The organism is Brevundimonas sp. SS2672, assembly GCF_059579685.1.
The window spans coordinates 972441-989660 of the sequence record NZ_CM184201.1; the positions used below are offsets into that span (position 1 = coordinate 972441).

17 protein-coding genes and 1 pseudogene are annotated in these 17220 nt (G+C 67.2%); 13 read left to right on the forward strand and 5 right to left on the reverse strand.

Annotation, left to right across the window (positions count from 1 at the left end; all coding sequences use genetic code 11):
- Nucleotides 1-41: 41 nt before the first annotated feature.
- Complete coding sequence (locus AC52GN_RS04905; RefSeq protein ID WP_496528354.1) at nucleotides 42-1025, forward strand: aldo/keto reductase; 984 nt, start codon at nucleotides 42-44, stop codon at nucleotides 1023-1025.
- A 62-nt stretch (nucleotides 1026-1087) separates the two neighbouring features.
- On the opposite strand, the gene AC52GN_RS04910 is transcribed toward AC52GN_RS04905, so the two are convergent.
- The 3 genes from AC52GN_RS04910 to ligA all read right to left on the reverse strand — a co-directional run bounded on the left by AC52GN_RS04910 (nucleotide 1088) and on the right by ligA (nucleotide 4644).
- Nucleotides 1088-1510 carry a DUF2147 domain-containing protein gene (locus AC52GN_RS04910; protein ID WP_291781545.1) on the reverse strand — a complete coding sequence of 141 codons (423 nt, stop codon included), beginning with the start codon at nucleotides 1508-1510 and terminating at the stop codon, nucleotides 1088-1090.
- A 180-nt stretch (nucleotides 1511-1690) separates the two neighbouring features.
- Nucleotides 1691-2305, reverse strand: coding sequence for a 3'-5' exonuclease (locus tag AC52GN_RS04915; protein ID WP_496528355.1), 615 nt, complete (start codon nucleotides 2303-2305; stop codon nucleotides 1691-1693).
- A gap of 14 nt (nucleotides 2306-2319) precedes the next feature.
- On the reverse strand, nucleotides 2320-4644 hold the full coding sequence (ligA, locus tag AC52GN_RS04920; RefSeq protein ID WP_496528356.1) for an NAD-dependent DNA ligase LigA: 2325 nt from the start codon (nucleotides 4642-4644) through the stop codon (nucleotides 2320-2322).
- A gap of 146 nt (nucleotides 4645-4790) precedes the next feature.
- Here ligA and AC52GN_RS04925 point away from each other — a divergent pair, with 146 nt between their 5' ends.
- The 4 genes from AC52GN_RS04925 to AC52GN_RS04940 all read left to right on the forward strand — a co-directional run bounded on the left by AC52GN_RS04925 (nucleotide 4791) and on the right by AC52GN_RS04940 (nucleotide 6982).
- Complete coding sequence (locus AC52GN_RS04925; RefSeq protein ID WP_496528357.1) at nucleotides 4791-5756, forward strand: M20/M25/M40 family metallo-hydrolase; 966 nt, start codon at nucleotides 4791-4793, stop codon at nucleotides 5754-5756.
- 89 nt (nucleotides 5757-5845) lie between these two features.
- On the forward strand, nucleotides 5846-6469 hold the full coding sequence (locus AC52GN_RS04930) for a methyltransferase family protein (protein WP_496528358.1): 624 nt from the start codon (nucleotides 5846-5848) through the stop codon (nucleotides 6467-6469).
- Nucleotides 6466-6783, forward strand: coding sequence for a hypothetical protein (locus AC52GN_RS04935; RefSeq protein ID WP_496528359.1), 318 nt, complete (start codon nucleotides 6466-6468; stop codon nucleotides 6781-6783). Before AC52GN_RS04930 ends, AC52GN_RS04935 begins: the two co-directional genes overlap by 4 nt.
- A gap of 16 nt (nucleotides 6784-6799) precedes the next feature.
- Nucleotides 6800-6982 carry a hypothetical protein gene (locus AC52GN_RS04940; protein ID WP_496528360.1) on the forward strand — a complete coding sequence of 61 codons (183 nt, stop codon included), beginning with the start codon at nucleotides 6800-6802 and terminating at the stop codon, nucleotides 6980-6982.
- 23 nt (nucleotides 6983-7005) lie between these two features.
- On the opposite strand, the gene AC52GN_RS04945 is transcribed toward AC52GN_RS04940, so the two are convergent.
- The gene (locus tag AC52GN_RS04945; protein WP_291781567.1) at nucleotides 7006-7470 is read right to left on the reverse strand and encodes a peptidylprolyl isomerase; all 465 of its coding nucleotides are present in this window, start codon (nucleotides 7468-7470) and stop codon (nucleotides 7006-7008) included.
- An 80-nt stretch (nucleotides 7471-7550) separates the two neighbouring features.
- Between AC52GN_RS04945 and AC52GN_RS04950 the strand changes: the two are divergent.
- A pseudogene (locus AC52GN_RS04950) lies at nucleotides 7551-8272 on the forward strand (RlmE family RNA methyltransferase).
- On the opposite strand, the gene AC52GN_RS04955 reads toward AC52GN_RS04950, so the two are convergent.
- Nucleotides 8269-8823: a DUF2061 domain-containing protein gene (locus AC52GN_RS04955; RefSeq protein ID WP_496528361.1), complete on the reverse strand. Its 555-nt coding sequence runs from the start codon at nucleotides 8821-8823 to the stop codon at nucleotides 8269-8271. The pseudogene AC52GN_RS04950 and the gene AC52GN_RS04955 sit on opposite strands and share 4 nt — an antisense overlap.
- Nucleotides 8824-8951: 128 nt before the next feature.
- On the opposite strand from AC52GN_RS04955, the gene guaB reads away from it, so the two are divergent.
- The 7 genes from guaB to AC52GN_RS04990 all read left to right on the forward strand — a co-directional run bounded on the left by guaB (nucleotide 8952) and on the right by AC52GN_RS04990 (nucleotide 17210).
- Nucleotides 8952-10412 carry an IMP dehydrogenase gene (gene guaB, locus AC52GN_RS04960; RefSeq protein ID WP_003164492.1) on the forward strand — a complete coding sequence of 487 codons (1461 nt, stop codon included), beginning with the start codon at nucleotides 8952-8954 and terminating at the stop codon, nucleotides 10410-10412.
- 65 nt (nucleotides 10413-10477) lie between these two features.
- A complete protein-coding gene (locus AC52GN_RS04965) occupies nucleotides 10478-10876 on the forward strand; it encodes an MAPEG family protein (protein WP_496528362.1) in 399 nt (132 codons plus the stop codon).
- Between the two features lies 1 nt (nucleotide 10877).
- Nucleotides 10878-12173 carry an RsmB/NOP family class I SAM-dependent RNA methyltransferase gene (locus AC52GN_RS04970; RefSeq protein WP_346487522.1) on the forward strand — a complete coding sequence of 432 codons (1296 nt, stop codon included), beginning with the start codon at nucleotides 10878-10880 and terminating at the stop codon, nucleotides 12171-12173.
- Complete coding sequence (locus AC52GN_RS04975; RefSeq protein WP_346487523.1) at nucleotides 12170-12865, forward strand: 5'-methylthioadenosine/S-adenosylhomocysteine nucleosidase; 696 nt, start codon at nucleotides 12170-12172, stop codon at nucleotides 12863-12865. The genes AC52GN_RS04970 and AC52GN_RS04975 overlap by 4 nt, the downstream gene beginning before the upstream one ends.
- Nucleotides 12862-14424, forward strand: coding sequence for a glutamine-hydrolyzing GMP synthase (gene guaA, locus AC52GN_RS04980; RefSeq protein WP_496528363.1), 1563 nt, complete (start codon nucleotides 12862-12864; stop codon nucleotides 14422-14424). Before AC52GN_RS04975 ends, guaA begins: the two co-directional genes overlap by 4 nt.
- A gap of 289 nt (nucleotides 14425-14713) precedes the next feature.
- On the forward strand, nucleotides 14714-15967 hold the full coding sequence (locus AC52GN_RS04985) for a tyrosine-type recombinase/integrase (protein WP_496528364.1): 1254 nt from the start codon (nucleotides 14714-14716) through the stop codon (nucleotides 15965-15967).
- Between the two features lie 190 nt (nucleotides 15968-16157).
- On the forward strand, nucleotides 16158-17210 hold the full coding sequence (locus AC52GN_RS04990; protein ID WP_496528365.1) for a TonB-dependent receptor plug domain-containing protein: 1053 nt from the start codon (nucleotides 16158-16160) through the stop codon (nucleotides 17208-17210).
- Nucleotides 17211-17220 lie beyond the last annotated feature (10 nt).

Consider the following 17220-nt stretch of genomic DNA (forward strand, 5'->3'; position numbering starts at 1 on the left):
GGATGCGCCGCCGACCCCCTCACATCAGAAGGAATGCGCGGATGAAGATGCGCAAGCTGGGCCGTAACGGCCCTGAGGTCTCGGCCGTCGGTTTGGGCTGCATGGGCATGAGCGCCTTTTACGGCGGCGCCGACGAGGCCCAATCCATCGCGGTGATCCACCGCGCGCTCGACCTGGGCGTCACCCTGTTCGACACGGCCGAGATGTACGGCCCCCACACCAATGAAGTCCTGGTGGGCAAGGTGCTGAAGGGGCGCCGGGACGAAGCCTTCATCGCCACCAAGTTCGGCATCAATCGCCAGCCGGATGGCTCGGCCGTCACCGACGGCTCGCCCGCAAACGTGCGCCGCGCGGTCGAGGGCAGCCTCAGCCGTCTGGGCGTCGATCACATCGACCTCTATTACCAGCACCGTATCGACCCCAATACGCCGATCGAGGAGACGGTCGGGGCCATGGCCGAGCTGGTGAAGGAGGGCAAGGTCCGCTTCATCGGCCTGTCCGAGGCGGCGCCGGCCACCCTGCGCCGCGCCCACGCCGAGCATCCGATCACGGCGCTTCAGACCGAATATTCGCTGTGGAGCCGCGACCCGGAGGACGAACTGCTGGGCGTGGTGCGCGAACTGGGCATCGGCTTCGTGCCCTACAGCCCGCTGGGCCGGGGCTTCCTGTCGGGCGAGATCAAGTCGATCGACGACCTGGCGCCGGACGATTTCCGCCGGACGAACCCGCGCTTTGCAGGCGACAACTTCCAGAAGAACCTCGATCTGGTCGACGCGGTCGGCGCCATCGCGGCGGACAAGGGGGTGACGGCGGCGCAACTGGCCCTGGCCTGGGTGCTGGCGCAGGGGGATGATCTGGTTCCCATCCCCGGCACGCGCCGGATCTCGACGCTGGAGCAGAACGCAGCGGCGGCGGATATCGTGCTGACGCAGGATGATCTGGCGCGGATCGAGGCCGTCTTCCCGCGCGGGGCGGCGGCGGGCGAGCGCTATGCGCCCGGCGGCATGAGCTCGCTGAACCGCTGATGTGAAAACGCCTCCCTCGCGATCGCGGGGGAGGCGTTTTTCGTTCGGGCTGTGCGCCTCGATTACTGGACGCGGGTCCAGGTCTGGGTCTTGCACAGGGGGGCGACGATGCAGCCGCGCAGGCGCAGCGTATTGTCGTTGGTCAGGGTGATGGTGCCGCGATAGGTGCCGCCGTCCTCGGGGTTGTAGACCGAGCCGCCGCGCCATTCGGTCGGGCCGCCGGTGAAGCCCGACAGCATCCGCAGGCCGCGCAGGGGGCGGTCGCGCAGGGACTCGTCCTTGTTGCGCTGATCCTTCACCTCGGGGTTGGCGCGGATGTGGCTGGAGGTGACGAGGACGCCGCACAGGGCCTGGCCGCAGCGTTCGATGCGGACCTGGCCGCCGTTGGTCGGGGTCTGCCACAGGCCGGTGGGGTCGCTGGCGAGGGCCGGAGAAGCGAGGGCGGCGGCTGCGACGGCGAGCGCCGTCAGGACGGAGGTCTTCATCGGCGTTTTCCTTCTGACGGATCGTCGAGGCGATCCCTTGGTCGAAGGGTGGGCCGGGTTTCGGTCTGAAACAAGGCCGAAATTGTGAACTTCACTCAATGATTACATGACCTTAGGTCAAGTTGAACGCGCTGCGAACGCTTAAGGCGATGGATTCGGGCGGCTTTTGCCGAGGGCCGGTCAGCCGCCGCGCGGGCGGCGTGGGCGGGTTCCGGCGTTGGAGCAGGGCGAATAGCCGTCGCGCCAGACGCGGCCCATGGTCAGGCGGCTGGCGTCGGCCAGGGCGCGGCAGTCGGCGGCCTGATGCATCTGAGCCGCCGCCAGGGCCACGGAGGCGCAGGCGAAGGCGTCTTCAGCCGCGTCGTGGTGACGGAAGGCGACGCCCAGTTCGGCGCAGACGTTGTTCAGCTTGTGCGAGGCGAATTCGGGCCAGCTGATCTGGGCCAGCTTGACGGTGCAGAGGTAGTCGAACTCGGGATAGGTCAGGCCATAGTGGTCGCAGGTGTTGCGGATGACGCTGACGTCGAAGGCGGCGTTGTGGGCCAGCACCGTACGGCCTTCGAGGCGCGGGGCGATGGCGGCCAGGACGGCGGGGAATTCCTCAGCGTCCTCGACCTGTTCGGGGCCGATGCCGTGGAAGGCGATGTTGAACCCGGCGAACCGCATCCCCGGCGGGCGGATGTAGTGGTGCTCGACGGATTCGATGACGCCGTCGTTGATCCAGGCCAGGCCGATGGAGCAGGGGCTGGCCCGCTGTTCATTGGCGGTTTCGAAGTCGATGGCGACGGCGTGCATCAGGCGATCATATTTCAGGCGATGAGGGCCAGCCACTCGTCCTCGGTCAGGACGGTCACGCCGTGTTTTTCGGCGTCCTTCAGCTTGGACCCGGCGCCGGGGCCGGCGACGACATAGTCGGTCTTCTTCGACACCGAGCCGGAGACCTTGGCGCCCAGGCTTTCGGCGCGGGCCTTGGCTTCGTCGCGGGTGAAGCGTTCCAGCGAGCCGGTGAAGACGACGGTCTTGCCCGCCACCGGGCTGTCGGTCGTGGGGGCGGCGACGTCCTCGACGCGCTCAAGTTCGGCCAGCAGGGCGTCGACGACCTGAAGGTTGTGCGGTTCGTGGAAGAAGTGGGCCAGCGCTTCGGCGGCGACCGGGCCGACGCCGGAGACGCCCGCGATCTGGTTCAGCATGTCGGACGGCCCCTCGTTACGCGCGACGGCGGCCCAGCGGGTCAGGTCGCTCCAGCCGTCCGAGATTTCCGCCAGCGAGCGGCGGGCGGGCGCGGCCATGCCGGGGAAGGCGAGGGCGATCTTCTGATCCATGGGCGCTTCCGGCCAGGGATCGTCAGCGGGCGGGCGAGCCTCGGCCATCAGGCCCAGCACGCGGGGCGAAATGGCGTGGGTCGCGGCCAGCGTCTTCCAGTCCTCGCTGGCGAGGCCGTTCGCGGCGGCCATGCAGGCGTTGCGGAAGGCGGTCCAGCTGCCGAAGGCGCGCGACAGCACCAGAGAGGTCTGCTCGCCGATCTCACGCACGCCCAGGCCAAAGATCAGGCGGTCAAGGCTGATGACGCGCCGGGCGTCGATCCCGGCGATCAGGTTGCGGACGCTGGTCTCGCCATAGCCGTCCTCGGCGCGCAGCAGGGCCAGCTTCTCCTCGTCGCGGGCCAGGCGGAAGATGTCGGCGGGCTCCTTGATCCAGCCGCGCGCGTGGAAGGCGATCAGCTGCTTTTCGCCAAGGCCTTCAATGTCGAAGGCGCGGCGGCTGACGAAGTGCTTGAGGCGTTCGACGATCTGGGCGTCGCAGATCAGGCCGCCGGTGCAGCGGCGCTTGACCTCGTCCCCCTCGCGCACGGCTTCGGAGCCGCAGACGGGGCAGACGGTGGGGAAGACGTAAGGGATGGCGTCGTCGGGGCGCAGGGTTTCGACCACGCCGACGATCTGGGGGATGACGTCCCCGGCGCGTTGCAGGACGACGGTGTCGCCGATGCGGACGTCCTTGCGGGCGATCTCGTCCTCGTTGTGCAGGGTGGCGTTGCGCACCACGACGCCGCCGACGGTGACGGGATGCAGGCGGGCGACGGGCGTCAGGGAGCCGGTGCGGCCGACCTGAATGTCGATGCCTTCCAGCACGGTCGTCGCCTGTTGCGCCGGGAACTTGTGGGCGATGGCCCAGCGGGGGCTGCGAGCGATGAAGCCGAGGCGCTGCTGCCAGTCCAGCCGGTCGACCTTATAGACTACGCCGTCGATGTCGTAGCCGAGGCGGCTGCGGTCGGCCTCCAGCGTCTGATAGACGCCGATCAGGCCGTCGGCGCCTTCGACGCGGGCCGAGCGGTCGTTGACCTGAAAGCCCCAGCTGCGGAAGGCCTCCAGCGCGCCGTGTTGCGTCTCGGCGAAGGGGGCGGAGGTCTCGCCCCAGGCGTAGGCGAAGAAGGTCAGGGGGCGCAGGGCCGTGATCTTCGGGTCTTTCTGGCGCAGCGACCCGGCGGCGAAGTTGCGCGGGTTGGCGTAGGTGCGCTTGCCTTCGGCCTCGGCCGCCGCATTGAAGGCGTCGAAGGCGGCATTGGGGGCGTAGACCTCGCCCCGGATCTCGATGACGTCTGGCCAGCCCGAACCCGCCAACGTCTGGGGGATGCTGTCCAGCGTGCGCAGGTTGGCGGTCACGTCCTCGCCCGTCTTGCCGTCGCCGCGCGTGGCGCCCTGAACCAGGACGCCCTTTTCATAGCGCAGGCTGGCCGAGAGGCCGTCGATCTTGGGCTCGGCGACGAAGGCGATCGGCTCATCGCCCGGCAGCTTCAGGAAGCGGGCGATGCGGGCCACGAAGTCGCGCACCTCGCCGTCGTCGAAGGCGTTGTCCAGCGACAGCATGGGTACGCCGTGGCGGACCTCGGCGAACTGGGTCGAGACGGGGGCGCCGACGCGCTGGGACGGGGAGACGGGGCTGGAGAGCGCCGGGAAGGCGGCCTCGATGTCGAGGGCGCGGCGCTTCAGCGCGTCGTAGTCGGCGTCGGAAATCTCGGGCGCGGCGTCGGCGTAGTAGAGGGCGTCGTGACGCGTCAGCTCGGCCGACAGGCGCTCCAGCTCTTCGCGCGCCTGGGCTTCGGTCAGGGTTTCGACGGGCGTGAAGGGATCGGACATGAGAATCGCAGGAAGTCGGCAAAGGCGGAACGGTTCCTTATCATCCCCCGACCTTGATGGCAGACGCGCCATGACAGAAACGTAATCTGACGCGGCGGCCGGGGGCCGCTAGCGTCGCGCCTCAAAGATTCCTGCCGGAGCCCTCCATGCGTCCTGTCCTCGTCAGCCTGTCCGTGATCGCCGCCGCCCTGACGCTGGCCGCCTGTGAGACGACGACCGCGCCTGTGGTCGAGACGCCCGCTGTCGAGGCGACGCCGTCGGGCGACTACGCCCAGTTGATGGACGACCTGCGCATCCTGTCGGCGGACGACATGCAGGGGCGCGACACCGGCTCGGAGGGCGGAGCCAAGGCGCGCGACTACATCGTCGGGCGGCTGGAGGCGCTGGGCGTGCAGCCTTCGCCCATGGGGCGCCTGCAGCCGTGGGAGATGCTGGGCCGCACGCGCGAGGGGACCAAGACCTATAACGGGACCAACATCATCGGCGTCATCCCCGGCACGCGGGTGGCCGACAAATACATTGTGGTGACGGCCCACTATGACCACGTCGGCGTCAACGACGGCCAGATCTTCAACGGCGCAGACGACAACGCCTCGGGCGTGGCGACCATGCTGGAGCTGGCCAGGCGGCTGAAGGCCAACCCGCCTGAGCATAGCGTGCTGATCGTGGCGCTGGACGGCGAGGAGCGCGGCCTGCTGGGCGCCAAGCATTTCGTCGAGGCGCCGCCGGTGCCGCTGCACGCGATCTCGATGAACCTGAACTTCGACATGACGGCGCGCGCCGACAGCGACGGCAAGCTGTGGGTGACGGGGACGTATCAGCATCCCTATTTCCGCCCGGTGCTGGATCAGGTTCCGGCGCGCCGGAACGTCGCCTTCGCCTTCGGCAAGGACACGCCCGAGGACAAGGGCGCCGACAACTGGGTCGAGGCGTCGGACCACGCCGCCTTCCACCGCGCAGGCCTGCCGTTCCTCTATTTCGGGGTGAACTATCACCCGGACTATCACCGCCCCAGCGACGACTTCGAGAAGGTCAATCCGGCGGTGTTCCAGGACTCGACCGAACTGGCCATCGGCGGCTTCCGGGCGCTGGACCGGTGGCTGGACCAGTGACGGCTGTCGCAAAACGCTTGCAAAGATAGGCCTTGAAAGCGCCGTCAGAGCGGCGTTCTGTCGCACCCTCATCAGTCGAGGAAATTTAGATGTCGGCGACGCAAGGGTTTGACCTCCAACGGGTGCAGAAGCTGCGCAAGGCGGCGCTGCTGGTCGGATTGATCGGCGTGGTCGGGCTGGCCTTCGTCAGCCGATCGATCGGCGGCGAAACGGTGCTGCACGAAGGACTGGAGGCGTTCGGCCTGGGCCTGATCGTCGTCTGCATCGTCGGGCGGGCCTGGTGCTCCCTCTATATCGGCGGGCGCAAGAAGGCGGAGATCGTGGATCGCGGACCCTATTCGATCAGCCGCAACCCGCTGTATGTCTTCAGCTTCATGGGGGCGTTCGGCGTGGGGGCGCAGACGGGCAGCGTGACGCTGGCGACCGTCTTCCTCCTGCTGACGGTGGCGGTCTTCTACGCCACGGTGAAGCGCGAGGAGGTCTGGCTGGCGGGCGCCTTCGGCCAGACCTATGCGGACTATTGCGCGCGGACGCCGCGTTTCGGGCCGGACTTCTCCAAATGGCGCGACGCCGACAGTCTGGAGGTGCGGCCGCAGTTCTTCCTGACGACGCTGCGCGACGGCCTGGTCTTCCTGCTGGCCGTGCCGCTGTTCGAGTCGGTCGAGCGGTTGCAGGATCTGGGCTGGCTGTCGGCCCTGGTGCGCCTGCCTTGAGGGGCTCGCCGATCCTGCTGGCGGCGGCGCTGGCTCTGACAGTCGCGGCCTGCGACCGAGGGTCGGCGCCCGACAAGGCCACGCAGGCGGCCGTCTTCAAGCACGACCTGCCGGAGGACGTGTCCGGCTATTACATCCCCACGACGGCGGTGCAGGTCGGCGATTGGCGGCTGCATCACCTGTTCATGGGCCAGGTGCCCGACTTCATGGCCTGGCGCGACGGGCAGCGGGCGGCGGGCTTTGCGCCGATCATGATGGAGTTCGAGGCGGGCGATAAGGCGCGGCGCACGCGGCTGATTCCTGACAGCCTATGACGTCACCGAGACGCGTGTGCGCTTCCAGGCGACGTCGCGGGATCTGGGGGCGGTGTCGTTCGAGGGAAGGCTCGACCAGGATGCGCTGGCGAAGGCGCGGCGCAATCTGGGAGATCAGGGCGTGGTCCTGAAAGGGAGGCTGAAGGTCGGGGGCCGGACCTTCGACGGGGTGTCGATGCGGTGGTGGGCGGGGGACTGATCCCCCGCCGCTGATGCCGATCCTTAGGCGACGGTCGCCTTGACGATCTTGCCCGGCGCGCGGGGCGGCTCGCCCTTGGGCAGGGCGTCGACGTGATCCATGCCTTCGATCACTTCGCCCCAGACGGTGTACTGGCCGTCCAGGAAGCGGGCGTCGTCGAAGCAGATGAAGAACTGCGAGTTGGCGCTGTCCGGGTTGGCGGTGCGGGCCATGGAGCAGACGCCGCGGACGTGCGGCTCCTTCGAGAATTCCTGCTTCAGGTTCGGCTTGGACGAGCCCGAGGTGCCGGTGCCCGTCGGGTCGCCGCCCTGGGCCATGAAGCCCGGAATCACGCGGTGGAACACCACGCCGTCGTAGAAGCCTTCCTTGGCCAGGTCGGTGATCTGCTTGACGTGGTTGGGCGCCAGGTCGTCGCGCAGCTTGATCACGACGTTGCGTTCGGCGCCGTCGCCGGTGTCCAGGGTGAAGGTCAGGGTTTGGTCGGCCATCGGGCGCTCCTTGAGGTTATGCGAGCCGGAATTGTGCGCGGGTCATAGCGGCTCAACGCCGTCAGGGCTATGTGGGAAGCATGAGTGAAGACGAAAAGCCCGCCGACAAGCCTCAGGAACGCCGCCGCATGGTGCGTCTGCCCTCGGGCGGCACGGCGGCCGGGCGCAAGGTCGGCCAGAAGATCAAGACGGCCGACAAGAAGACCCTGTCCAGCCAGGCCTGGATCAAGCGTCAGCTGTCGGACGAATGGTCCGACCGTGCGCGAGCCGAGGGCTGGCGCAGCCGCGCGGCCTTCAAGCTGATGGAGATCGACGATAAGTTTCGCCTGATCAAGCGCGGCTCGCGGGTCATCGACCTGGGCGCGGCGCCGGGCGGTTGGGTGCAGGTGGCGCTGGATCGCGGCGCGGCGGCGGTGGCGGGCGTGGACCTGCTGATGATCGAGCCGATTCCGGGCGCGACGCTGATTCAGGCGGACTTCACCGATCCGGGCGTGGATCAGCAGATGCTGGACGCCATCGGCGGACCGCCGGACCTGGTGCTGTCGGACATGGCGCACAACACCATCGGCCACCGCCAGACGGACCATCTGAAGATCATCGCCCTGATCGAGATCGCGGCCGACTTCGCCATCCGCACGCTGAGGCCAGGGGGGATTTCGTGTCGAAGAACTTCCAGGGCGGCGACGCCGGCGGCGTGCTGAAACGCCTGCGCGAGGAGTTCGAGACGGTGAAGTATGTGAAGCCCGAATCGAGCCGCAAGGGCAGCGCCGAGGTCTTCCTGGTGGCGCTGAACAAGCGTTAGGCGGACGCCGCCTCGGCGGCCGCGCGGCGGGCAGCTTTCCTGACCTCGATCCGCGTCCAGATGCGGTCGTGCAGGGTGAAGAAGATCGTCTGCACCAAGGGTTCGATGGTGCCGATGGCCAGGGCGATGCGGATGTCGCGCGTCAGGGCGAAGGCCACCAGAACCGCCACGGTGAAGTGCATGACGCCGTAGGTGACGGTCTTCAGCGCGATCTGCTTCAGGTTGCGGGGCAGGGCGTGGCTGTGGCCATGGTGGTTGTGGGCGCGGTTCTGCTCATGCGCGTCCATGACCTCCAGACGGGCGGTGAAGGCCTCGGCCGTCTCCTCGACGCCGGACAGCATCTTGCGGCGCTCGACCCGGTGCCAGACACGGTCGTGGACGGAATAGGCGATGGTCTGGAAGATCGGCTCGACCACCCCGACCGCCAGGGCCAGCCGCCAGTCGCGGGTCAGGGCGAAGGCCACCAGGATCGCCACGATCAGGTGCATGGCGCCGTAGCTCGCGATCTTGAGCGCCAGCCGTCTCGCCGTGTTGATCAAGATGCGAACCATTATCGGGAAATGCGGCCTCTCGCCGTCCGTTTCAAGGCAATTTCTCTTATATGCACGATAGCGCGGGCTTGGGGTTGCGGTTCCCCGCCAACGGGGGCTATACGCGGCCCGCAAAATGGAGGCTCCAAATGGAGATACGCGAAGGCCTAACCTTCGATGACGTTTTGCTCGAACCCGGTCCGTCCGAGGTCATGCCGGCTGATGTTGATGTCTCGACCCAGCTGACACGCGAAATCAAACTGAACATCCCGCTGCTGTCGTCCGCCATGGATACGGTGACGGAAAGTCGCCTGGCCATCGCCATGGCGCAGGCGGGCGGCATGGGCGTGCTGCACCGGAACATGACCATCGACGAGCAGGCCGAAGAGGTCCGCGCCGTCAAACGCTATGAAAGCGGCATGGTGGTGAACCCGGTCACGGTCGCCCCCGACACGACGCTGGGCGAAGTCCTCCAGATCGTAGAGCGCAAGAAGATCACCGGCTTCCCCGTGGTCGATCCCAAGAGCGGCAAGCTGGTCGGCATGCTGACCAACCGCGACATGCGCTTCGAGACGGACCTGAACCTCAAGGCCGCCGATCTGATGACGACCGGCGAGCTGATCACCCTGCGTGAAGGTTCGGCCGGGCGCGAGGCGGCGCGCGAGTTGCTGCGCACGCGCAAGATCGAGCGGGTCATCGTGGTGGACGACGCCTATCGCGCCGTCGGCCTGATCACCATGAAGGACATCCAGAAGGCCCAGGCCTTCCCCAACGCCTGCAAGGACGAGCAGGGCCGTCTGCGCGTCGGCGCCGCCTCGACCGTCGGCGACGCAGGGTTCGAGCGCGCCATGGCGCTGGCCGATGCGGGCGCGGACGTGGTGGTGATCGACACCGCCCACGGCCACTCGGCCTCGGTCGCCCAGGTGGTCGAGCGCATCAAGCGCGAGAACAACCGCGTCCAGATCATCGCCGGCAACGTCGCCACCTATGACGCTACGCGCGCCCTGATCGACGCTGGCGCCGATGCGGTGAAGGTCGGCATCGGTCCGGGCTCCATCTGCACCACCCGCATCGTCGCGGGCGTGGGCGTGCCGCAACTGACGGCCATCGTCGACGCCGCCCGCGCGGCGGAAGGCACGGGCGCCTCGGTCATCGCCGACGGCGGCATCAAGTTCTCGGGCGATCTGGCCAAGGCCATCGCGGCGGGCGCCAATGTCGCCATGATGGGCTCGATGTTCGCGGGCACCGACGAAAGTCCCGGCGAGGTCTTCCTGTATCAAGGCCGGTCCTACAAGTCGTATCGCGGCATGGGCTCGGTGGGCGCCATGGCGCGCGGCTCGGCCGACCGCTACTTCCAGAAGGAAGTCTCGTCCGAGAAGCTGGTCCCCGAAGGCATCGAGGGCCAGACGGCCTACAAGGGGCCGATCGCCCCGGTGGTGCATCAGCTGGTCGGGGGGCTGCGCGCCTCGATGGGCTATGTCGGCGGCGCCACCATCCCGGACTTCCAGGAGCGCGCGCGCTTCGTCCGCATCACCAATGCGGGCCTTCGTGAAAGCCACGTCCACGACGTGATGATCACGCGCGAGGCGCCCAACTATCGTCAGGGCTGACCTGATCCGCTCCCGGCCCCGGTCGGGAGCGGTTTTGTTTTGGGCTAGTGGAACAGGAGACGGGCGTGACGACTGAACTCACCTATCTGGCGGCGACGCTGGCGCTCGCTTTGATCCAGATTCTGCTGCCCGCCTTCGCCCGGACGCGCGAGTTCGGCCTGTCGTGGAACGCCGGGGCGCGGGACACGACGCCCGAGGCGCACAGCCCCGTCGTCGGCCGCCTGGAACGGGCGCAGGCCAATCTGTTCGAGACCCTGCCGCTGTTCATCGGCGCCGTGCTGATCGCCCAGGTCGCCGATCGGACCGGCGCGCTGACGGCATGGGGCGCGGCCCTCTACTTCTGGGCGCGCGTCGCCTATATCCCGCTCTACGCCCTGGGCGTTCCCTATATCCGGTCGCTGGTTTGGCTGGTCTCGCTCGCGGGACTGGCGCTGTGCCTTCTGGCCCTTTTCATCCGAGTCTGATTTGACCCCAGCCGCCCGCCTGGCCGCCGCCGCCGCCATCCTCGACAGCATCGCCCAAGGCCGCCAGCCCGCCGACGCCGTGCTCAAGGCCTGGAGCCAGCAGAACCGCTACGCCGGTTCGCGCGACCGCCGCGCCATCGCCGAGCGCGTCTATCAGGTGCTGCGCGCGCGCGGCCGTCTGTCGGCCTTCATGGGCGGACGTCAGGACGGGCGCGCCCTGGTGATCGGCGCCCTGTCGCTGCTGGACCGCGAGACGCTGGAGGAGATCGAAGGCCTCTATAACGGCGAAGGCTATGGCCCGCGCCCCCTGTCCAAGCATGAGCGTGGCCGCATCGCGGCGCATGAGGACGCAGCCGATCTGGCCGAGGTCGCCCTGCCGGACTTCGTGACGGCGGACCTGAAGACGGTTCACGGCGACCGTTGGCGCGAAGAGGTCGAGGCCCTGAGCGGTCGCGCGCCGGTCGACCTGCGGGTCAATGGCTTGCGGACCACGATGGAAGAGGTCGAGGCCGAACTGCGCGACGCCGGCCTGTCGCCCCAGCGCACCGCGCTGTCCGCTTGGGGCCTGCGTCTGGACGCCGAGCCCGCGCCGAACGTGCAGCCGCTGGATGGCTTCCAGAACGGTCATTTCGAGATTCAGGACGAGGCCAGTCAGGTCGTCGGCTGGCTGTCGGGCGCCTTCCCCGGCGCGACGGTGGTGGACTACTGCGCGGGCGGCGGCGGCAAGACGCTGGGTCTGGTGCAGGCCATGCAGGGGCAGGGGGCGCTGATCGCCTGCGACGTCTCGGCCAAGCGTCTGGACAATGTGAAGCCGCGACTGGCCCGTGCGGGCGTTGAGGCAGACCTTCGCCTGCTGGGCACGAACGGCGGCGGGGTCGAGGATCTGAACGGTCAGGCCGACGTGGTGTTGGTCGACGCGCCGTGCTCGGGCTCGGGCGCCTGGCGGCGTCGGCCGGAGGACATCTGGCGCCTGACGCCCGAAGAGGTCGCGCGCCTGCACGCGTTGCAGGTCCGTATTCTGGGGCAGGCGACCAAGCTGGTGCGGCCGGGCGGCCGTCTGGCCTATGTCACCTGCTCGGTGCTGGGCGCCGAGAACGAGGCGACGGCCGCCGCCTTCGAGGCCGCGCACTCTGACTTCACGCCTGTCGCCTTGGCCGATGCGGCGCACAGCGCGGACCTGACCGAGGCGGGGCGCGAGCGCCTAACCGCCTTGGCGCAAGGGAATCGCCTGCGTCTGTCGCCCGCCGCCACCGGCACGGACGGCTTCTTCATCGCCCTGTATGAGCGCATCTCATGAGGCTTGAGCGCTACGGCGCCGTCACGGTCCTGCCGGTGATGGCGGCGCCGGCCGAGTATGGCGAACACCTGCGCGCGCGCATCGACCCGTTGATGACCGGCATCGGGCCGGTCGAGGGAGCGGTGGCGCTGACGGCGGCCCTGGTGCGGCTGGAGGCGAGGGGAGAGGCGCCGGATCTGATCCTGTCGCTGGGCTCGTGCGGGTCGCGCGTGCTGGATCATGCGGCGGTCTATCAGGCGTCGTCCGTGGCCTATCGCGACATGGACGCCAGCGCCCTGGGGTTCGAGAAGGGGGTGACGCCGCTGCTGGACATGCCCGCCGTTCTGCCGCTGCCGTGCCCCATCCCTGACGTGCCGACCGCGCGCCTGTCGACCGGCGGAAACGTCGTCTCGGGCGCCGCCTATGACGCCATCGACGCCGAGATGGTGGACATGGAGACCTGGGCGCTGGTGCGGGCCGCCCAGACCTTCGGCCTGCCTCTGGTCGCGCTGCGCGGGGTGTCGGACGGCAAGGCCGAGCTGACGGGCCTGCACGACTGGACCTCGACCCTGCATCTGGTGGACGAGAACCTGGCCCAGGCCGTGGACGGTCTGATCGCGGTGCTGACGGATCACGGCCTCTCCGCCCTTGAAATTCCAGCCCTCCAAGGCCAAACCCTCGCCCAATCGCTCGCCCCGGATTCGACCTCATGACCCAGCCGACCCAACACCAGAAGGTGCTCATCGTCGATTTCGGCAGCCAGGTGACGCAGCTGATCGCGCGCCGCCTGCGGGAAGCCGGCGTCTATTGCGAAATCCACCCGTTCAACAAGGCGGGTGAAGCCCTGAAGGCGATGCAGCCGCAGGCCATCATCCTGTCAGGCGGCCCCAACTCGACGACCGAGGCGGACAGCCCGCGCGTCGACCGCGCCGTGTTCGACTACGGCGCGCCGATCCTGGGCATCTGCTACGGCGAGCAGCTGATCTGCGCCGAACTGGGCGGCAAGGTCGAGAGCGGCCACCACGCCGAGTTCGGCCGCGCCGAGATCGTCATCACCAAGGACAGCCCCCTGTTCGCCGGCATCGGCGCCCTCGACCACCGCGAACCGGTGTGGATGAGCCACGGCGACCGCGTGACTGCCCTGCCGGAAGGCTTCCACGTCATCGCCACCTCGGAAGGCGCGCCCTTCGCCGCCATTGCCGATGAGACGCGCAAGATCTACGGCGTGCAGTTCCACCCCGAGGTGGTGCACACGCCGCGCGGCGCCCAGCTGCTGAAGAACTTCACCCACGGCGTCGCGGGCCTGACCGGCGACTGGACCATGGCCGCCTATCGCGACGAGCAGATCGCCAAGATCCGCGAACAGGTCGGCGACGCCAAGGTCATCTGCGGCCTGTCGGGCGGGGTCGACTCATCGGTCGCCGCCGTGCTGATCCACGAAGCGATCGGCGACCAGCTGACCTGCGTCTTCGTCGACACCGGCCTGATGCGCAAGGGCGAGGCCGATCAGGTCACGACCCTGTTCCGCGAGCACTACAATATCCCGCTGGTGCACGTTGATGCGTCTAAGGAATTTCTCGGCGAACTGGCCGGGATTTCCGACCCGGAAACCAAGCGCAAGACCATCGGCCGTGTCTTCATCGAGGTGTTCGACCGCGAGGCGAATAAGATCGAAGGCGCCGCCTTCCTGGCTCAGGGCACCCTCTATCCCGACGTGATCGAGAGCGTGTCCCCGACCGGCGGCCCCTCGCACGTCATCAAGAGCCACCACAACGTCGGCGGCCTGCCGGACTTCATGAAGCTGAAGCTGGTCGAGCCCCTGCGTGAACTGTTCAAGGACGAAGTCCGCGCCCTGGGCCGAGAACTGGGCCTGACCGACGCCTTCGTCGGTCGCCACCCCTTCCCCGGACCGGGCCTGGCCATCCGCATCCCCGGCGAGATCACGCCTGAGGCCGTCGCCACCCTGCAGGGTGCGGACGCCATCTATCTGGACGAGATCCGCAAGGCGGGCCTCTACGACGACATCTGGCAGGCCTTCGCCGTGCTGCTGCCGGTCAAGACGGTCGGCGTGCAGGGCGACGCCCGCACCTATGAAAAGGTGCTGGCCCTGCGCGCCGTCACCTCGACAGACGGCATGACGGCCGACTTCTACCAGTTCCCATGGGACGTCCTGGCCAAGACCGCCACGCGCATCATCAATGAAGTCCGCGGCGTCAACCGCGTCGTCTATGATGTGACGTCGAAGCCGCCCGGCACAATCGAGTGGGAATAATTCGGGCCTTTCAGCAGCTTTCGGCATCGCTTCCGAAAATGCCTATAAGTCACTGACACAAAAGTGAATTTTTACGAGACCCGTCGAAGCCTTTCGGAGGGTCTCTTTTTTGTGATGACGGCTTTCCTGACGGTCTCGCGTCCGTTGCCTCAGCCGCCCCTGATTCATACCGTCACCCTATCCAGGGCGTCCTGACGGTCTTTTTTTCGAAACAAGTTGCTGAATTATTTGCAAAAATGACCGTTGAGGGCCCCGAAAACACCTGACGGTCTTTTGGAGGGGAAGTGGCATGCTCACCGACGCAGAACTGAGGAATACGCGAGGAAAATCAAAAGCATATAAAAAGACCGACAGGGACGGTCTTTACGTACTCGTAACACCGTCAGGAGGGATCGCGTTCAAGTACGACTACCGTTTCAACGGGCGGCGCGAGACGGTCACTTTCGGGTCCTACGGGCTGACCGGCCTGTCGCTCGCCAGGGCCCGGGAGAAGCTCATAGACGCCAAGAGAATGATCGCCGACGGCGTGTCTCCAGCTCTGGAAAAGCAGCGCGCCAAAAGACGGCTCCGGGAGGCTCGCGACTTCGCCCATGTGGCGCAGAAGTGGATGGACGAGGCGCCCATGGCGGACAGCACGCGCAACATGCGGCGGTCCATCTTCAACAGGGAGGTTCTGCCGCAATGGCGCAACCGGCTGCTCACCGAGATTACGCCGGACGACCTGCGCGCTCATTGCAAGTCCATCGTGAAGCGGGGCGCGCCCGCCACGGCCATCCACGTCCGGGACATCGTCAAGCAAATCTATGCCTGGGCCATCCTCCACGGCGAGAAGATCGACAACCCGGCAGATGGCGTGGCGCCTGCGGCGATCGCGCGCTTCCGCCCCCGCGAACGGTCGCTGTCGCCGTCCGAGATCCGGATCATGTTTGGGCTGCTGGGGGAGGTGGCAACCCTGCCGACGATCCGCCTGAGCCTGAAGTTCATTCTGCTGAGCATGGTCCGCAAGAGCGAGTTGCAGGATGGGACCTGGGACGAGGTGGATTTCGACAACGCGGTCTGGTCTATCCCCAAGGAACGAATGAAGCGGTCGCGGCCCCACAACGTCTATCTGTCGACCCAGATGCTCGACATCCTGGTCGCCCTGAAGACCTGTTCCGGAAACTCACGCTACATCCTGCCTTCCCGCTATGACGCCGATGCGCCCATGTCACGGGCGACCTTCAACCGAGTGACCACGGCCATCGCCGAGCGCGCTCGCGCACAGGACCTGCCGCTGGAGCCTTTCACCGTTCACGATTTGCGGCGGACCGCTTCGACCCTGCTGCATGAGATGGGCTTCAACTCGGACTGGATCGAGAAGTGCCTGGCGCACGAGGAGCGCTCATCTCGGGGCGTCTACAACAAGGCGGAATTCGAGGCGCAGCGACGGCACATGGCGCAGCAATGGTCGGACGCGGTCGAGGCGTGGGAGACGGGGCGGCCCTTCTCGCCCGTCGTGTCGCCTGTCGAGACGGGCGCGCTCCGGTTTAACCCGACCTATTAGGCGTACTGTAGAGAAAGCAGACATAGCGAACGCGCACGCTGCGGCGTTCGCGCGATCAGAAGCGCGGTTGACGGCGACGAGGGCCGCACGAGTCAGTTTTTTGAGGCTGTGCATAGCGGACAGCGTCGCCTCGCACGTCAGTACCCATAAGGACCGTTCGAGTGTCGAGCGGGTCGGGGAGTTAACGTGAATGGATTTCAGGTACCTGCTGCTGGGCACGGTCGCCATCTTGGCGACGGCGACGTCGGCAGTCGCGCAGACGCGTGCTTATGACATACCCGCAGGTGACGCGGCTGCGAGCCTGCAGGCCTTCGCACGGCAGTCTGGCAAGCAGGTGCTGTTCCCGTTCGACGCTGTGCGGGGACGCCGCGCGCCTGCAATCATTGGCCGGTTTGACGACGCCGATGTTCTCGGCCGCCTCGCTCAGGCAGCAGGGCTTGAAGTGGTCACCAGCGATGCACGGACTGTGACGCTCAGACGGGCGACAAACATTCGTTCCGCCAGGCCTGAAGCCGCCGGCGAAGAAAGCGTCACCCAGTTGGACGAGATCGTCGTCGTGGGGTCGCACATTCGTGGGGTCGGCAATGGCGCATCTCCGGTCATCCAGTTCGATAACCGGATGATCGCTCAGTCCGGCGCGGCGACGCTGCAGCAGTTTTTCGACAAGCTGCCGCAGAACTTCGGCGGCGGCGCCAACGCCGGGAATAACGCCAACTCCGGGGTCGATCGCGACGTAGGGTCGAACTGGGGGGCCGGATCCAGTCTGAACCTGCGCGGACTGGGCACCGGCACCACCCTGACCCTTCTCAACGGGCGGCGCCTCACCGCCTCGAACCAGTTTCAGTATGTCGACATTTCGTTGATCCCCGTATCGGCGGTCGAGAGGATCGAGGTGCTGACCGATGGCGCTTCGGCCCTGTACGGGTCCGATGCGATCGGCGGCGTCGTGAACATCGTGCTGCGCAAGGATTTCGAGGGCTACGAGACGCGGTTGCGTTACGGCGGCGCGACTTCGGGCGGTCTGGAAGAGTTTCAGGCGGTCCAGACGGGGGCTGGAATTGGTCGAGCGGTCAGGCTCTTCTTAGCTACGAATTCCTGTCGCAGGACAATCTCGACGTCTCCGAGAGACGCTTCTCCCGCAATGCGCCGTTCCAGCCTTATGATCTCTATCCGGAGACGGAACGACACAGTCTCTATGGCGCGATCTCGCAGACGATCTCGCCGAACCTCTCGCTCGAGCTGAACGGCCTCTA

Excerpts from the sequence above, each read along its gene's own strand:
- guaA (WP_496528363.1), top strand. The coding sequence starts at position 12,862 with ATGACCCAGCCGACCCAACACCAGAAGGTGCTCATCGTCGATTTCGGC.
- AC52GN_RS04945 (WP_291781567.1), bottom strand. The coding sequence starts at position 7,470 with ATGGCCGACCAAACCCTGACCTTCACCCTGGACACCGGCGACGGCGCC.
- AC52GN_RS04905 (WP_496528354.1), top strand. The coding sequence starts at position 42 with ATGAAGATGCGCAAGCTGGGCCGTAACGGCCCTGAGGTCTCGGCCGTC.
- AC52GN_RS04975 (WP_346487523.1), top strand. The coding sequence starts at position 12,170 with ATGAGGCTTGAGCGCTACGGCGCCGTCACGGTCCTGCCGGTGATGGCG.
- AC52GN_RS04910 (WP_291781545.1), bottom strand. The coding sequence starts at position 1,510 with ATGAAGACCTCCGTCCTGACGGCGCTCGCCGTCGCAGCCGCCGCCCTC.
- AC52GN_RS04915 (WP_496528355.1), bottom strand. The coding sequence starts at position 2,305 with ATGCACGCCGTCGCCATCGACTTCGAAACCGCCAATGAACAGCGGGCC.
- AC52GN_RS04925 (WP_496528357.1), top strand. The coding sequence starts at position 4,791 with ATGCGTCCTGTCCTCGTCAGCCTGTCCGTGATCGCCGCCGCCCTGACG.
- AC52GN_RS04985 (WP_496528364.1), top strand. The coding sequence starts at position 14,714 with ATGCTCACCGACGCAGAACTGAGGAATACGCGAGGAAAATCAAAAGCA.
- AC52GN_RS04930 (WP_496528358.1), top strand. The coding sequence starts at position 5,846 with ATGTCGGCGACGCAAGGGTTTGACCTCCAACGGGTGCAGAAGCTGCGC.
- ligA (WP_496528356.1), bottom strand. The coding sequence starts at position 4,644 with ATGTCCGATCCCTTCACGCCCGTCGAAACCCTGACCGAAGCCCAGGCG.
- AC52GN_RS04955 (WP_496528361.1), bottom strand. The coding sequence starts at position 8,823 with ATGGTTCGCATCTTGATCAACACGGCGAGACGGCTGGCGCTCAAGATC.
- guaB (WP_003164492.1), top strand. The coding sequence starts at position 8,952 with ATGGAGATACGCGAAGGCCTAACCTTCGATGACGTTTTGCTCGAACCC.
- AC52GN_RS04990 (WP_496528365.1), top strand. The coding sequence starts at position 16,158 with ATGGATTTCAGGTACCTGCTGCTGGGCACGGTCGCCATCTTGGCGACG.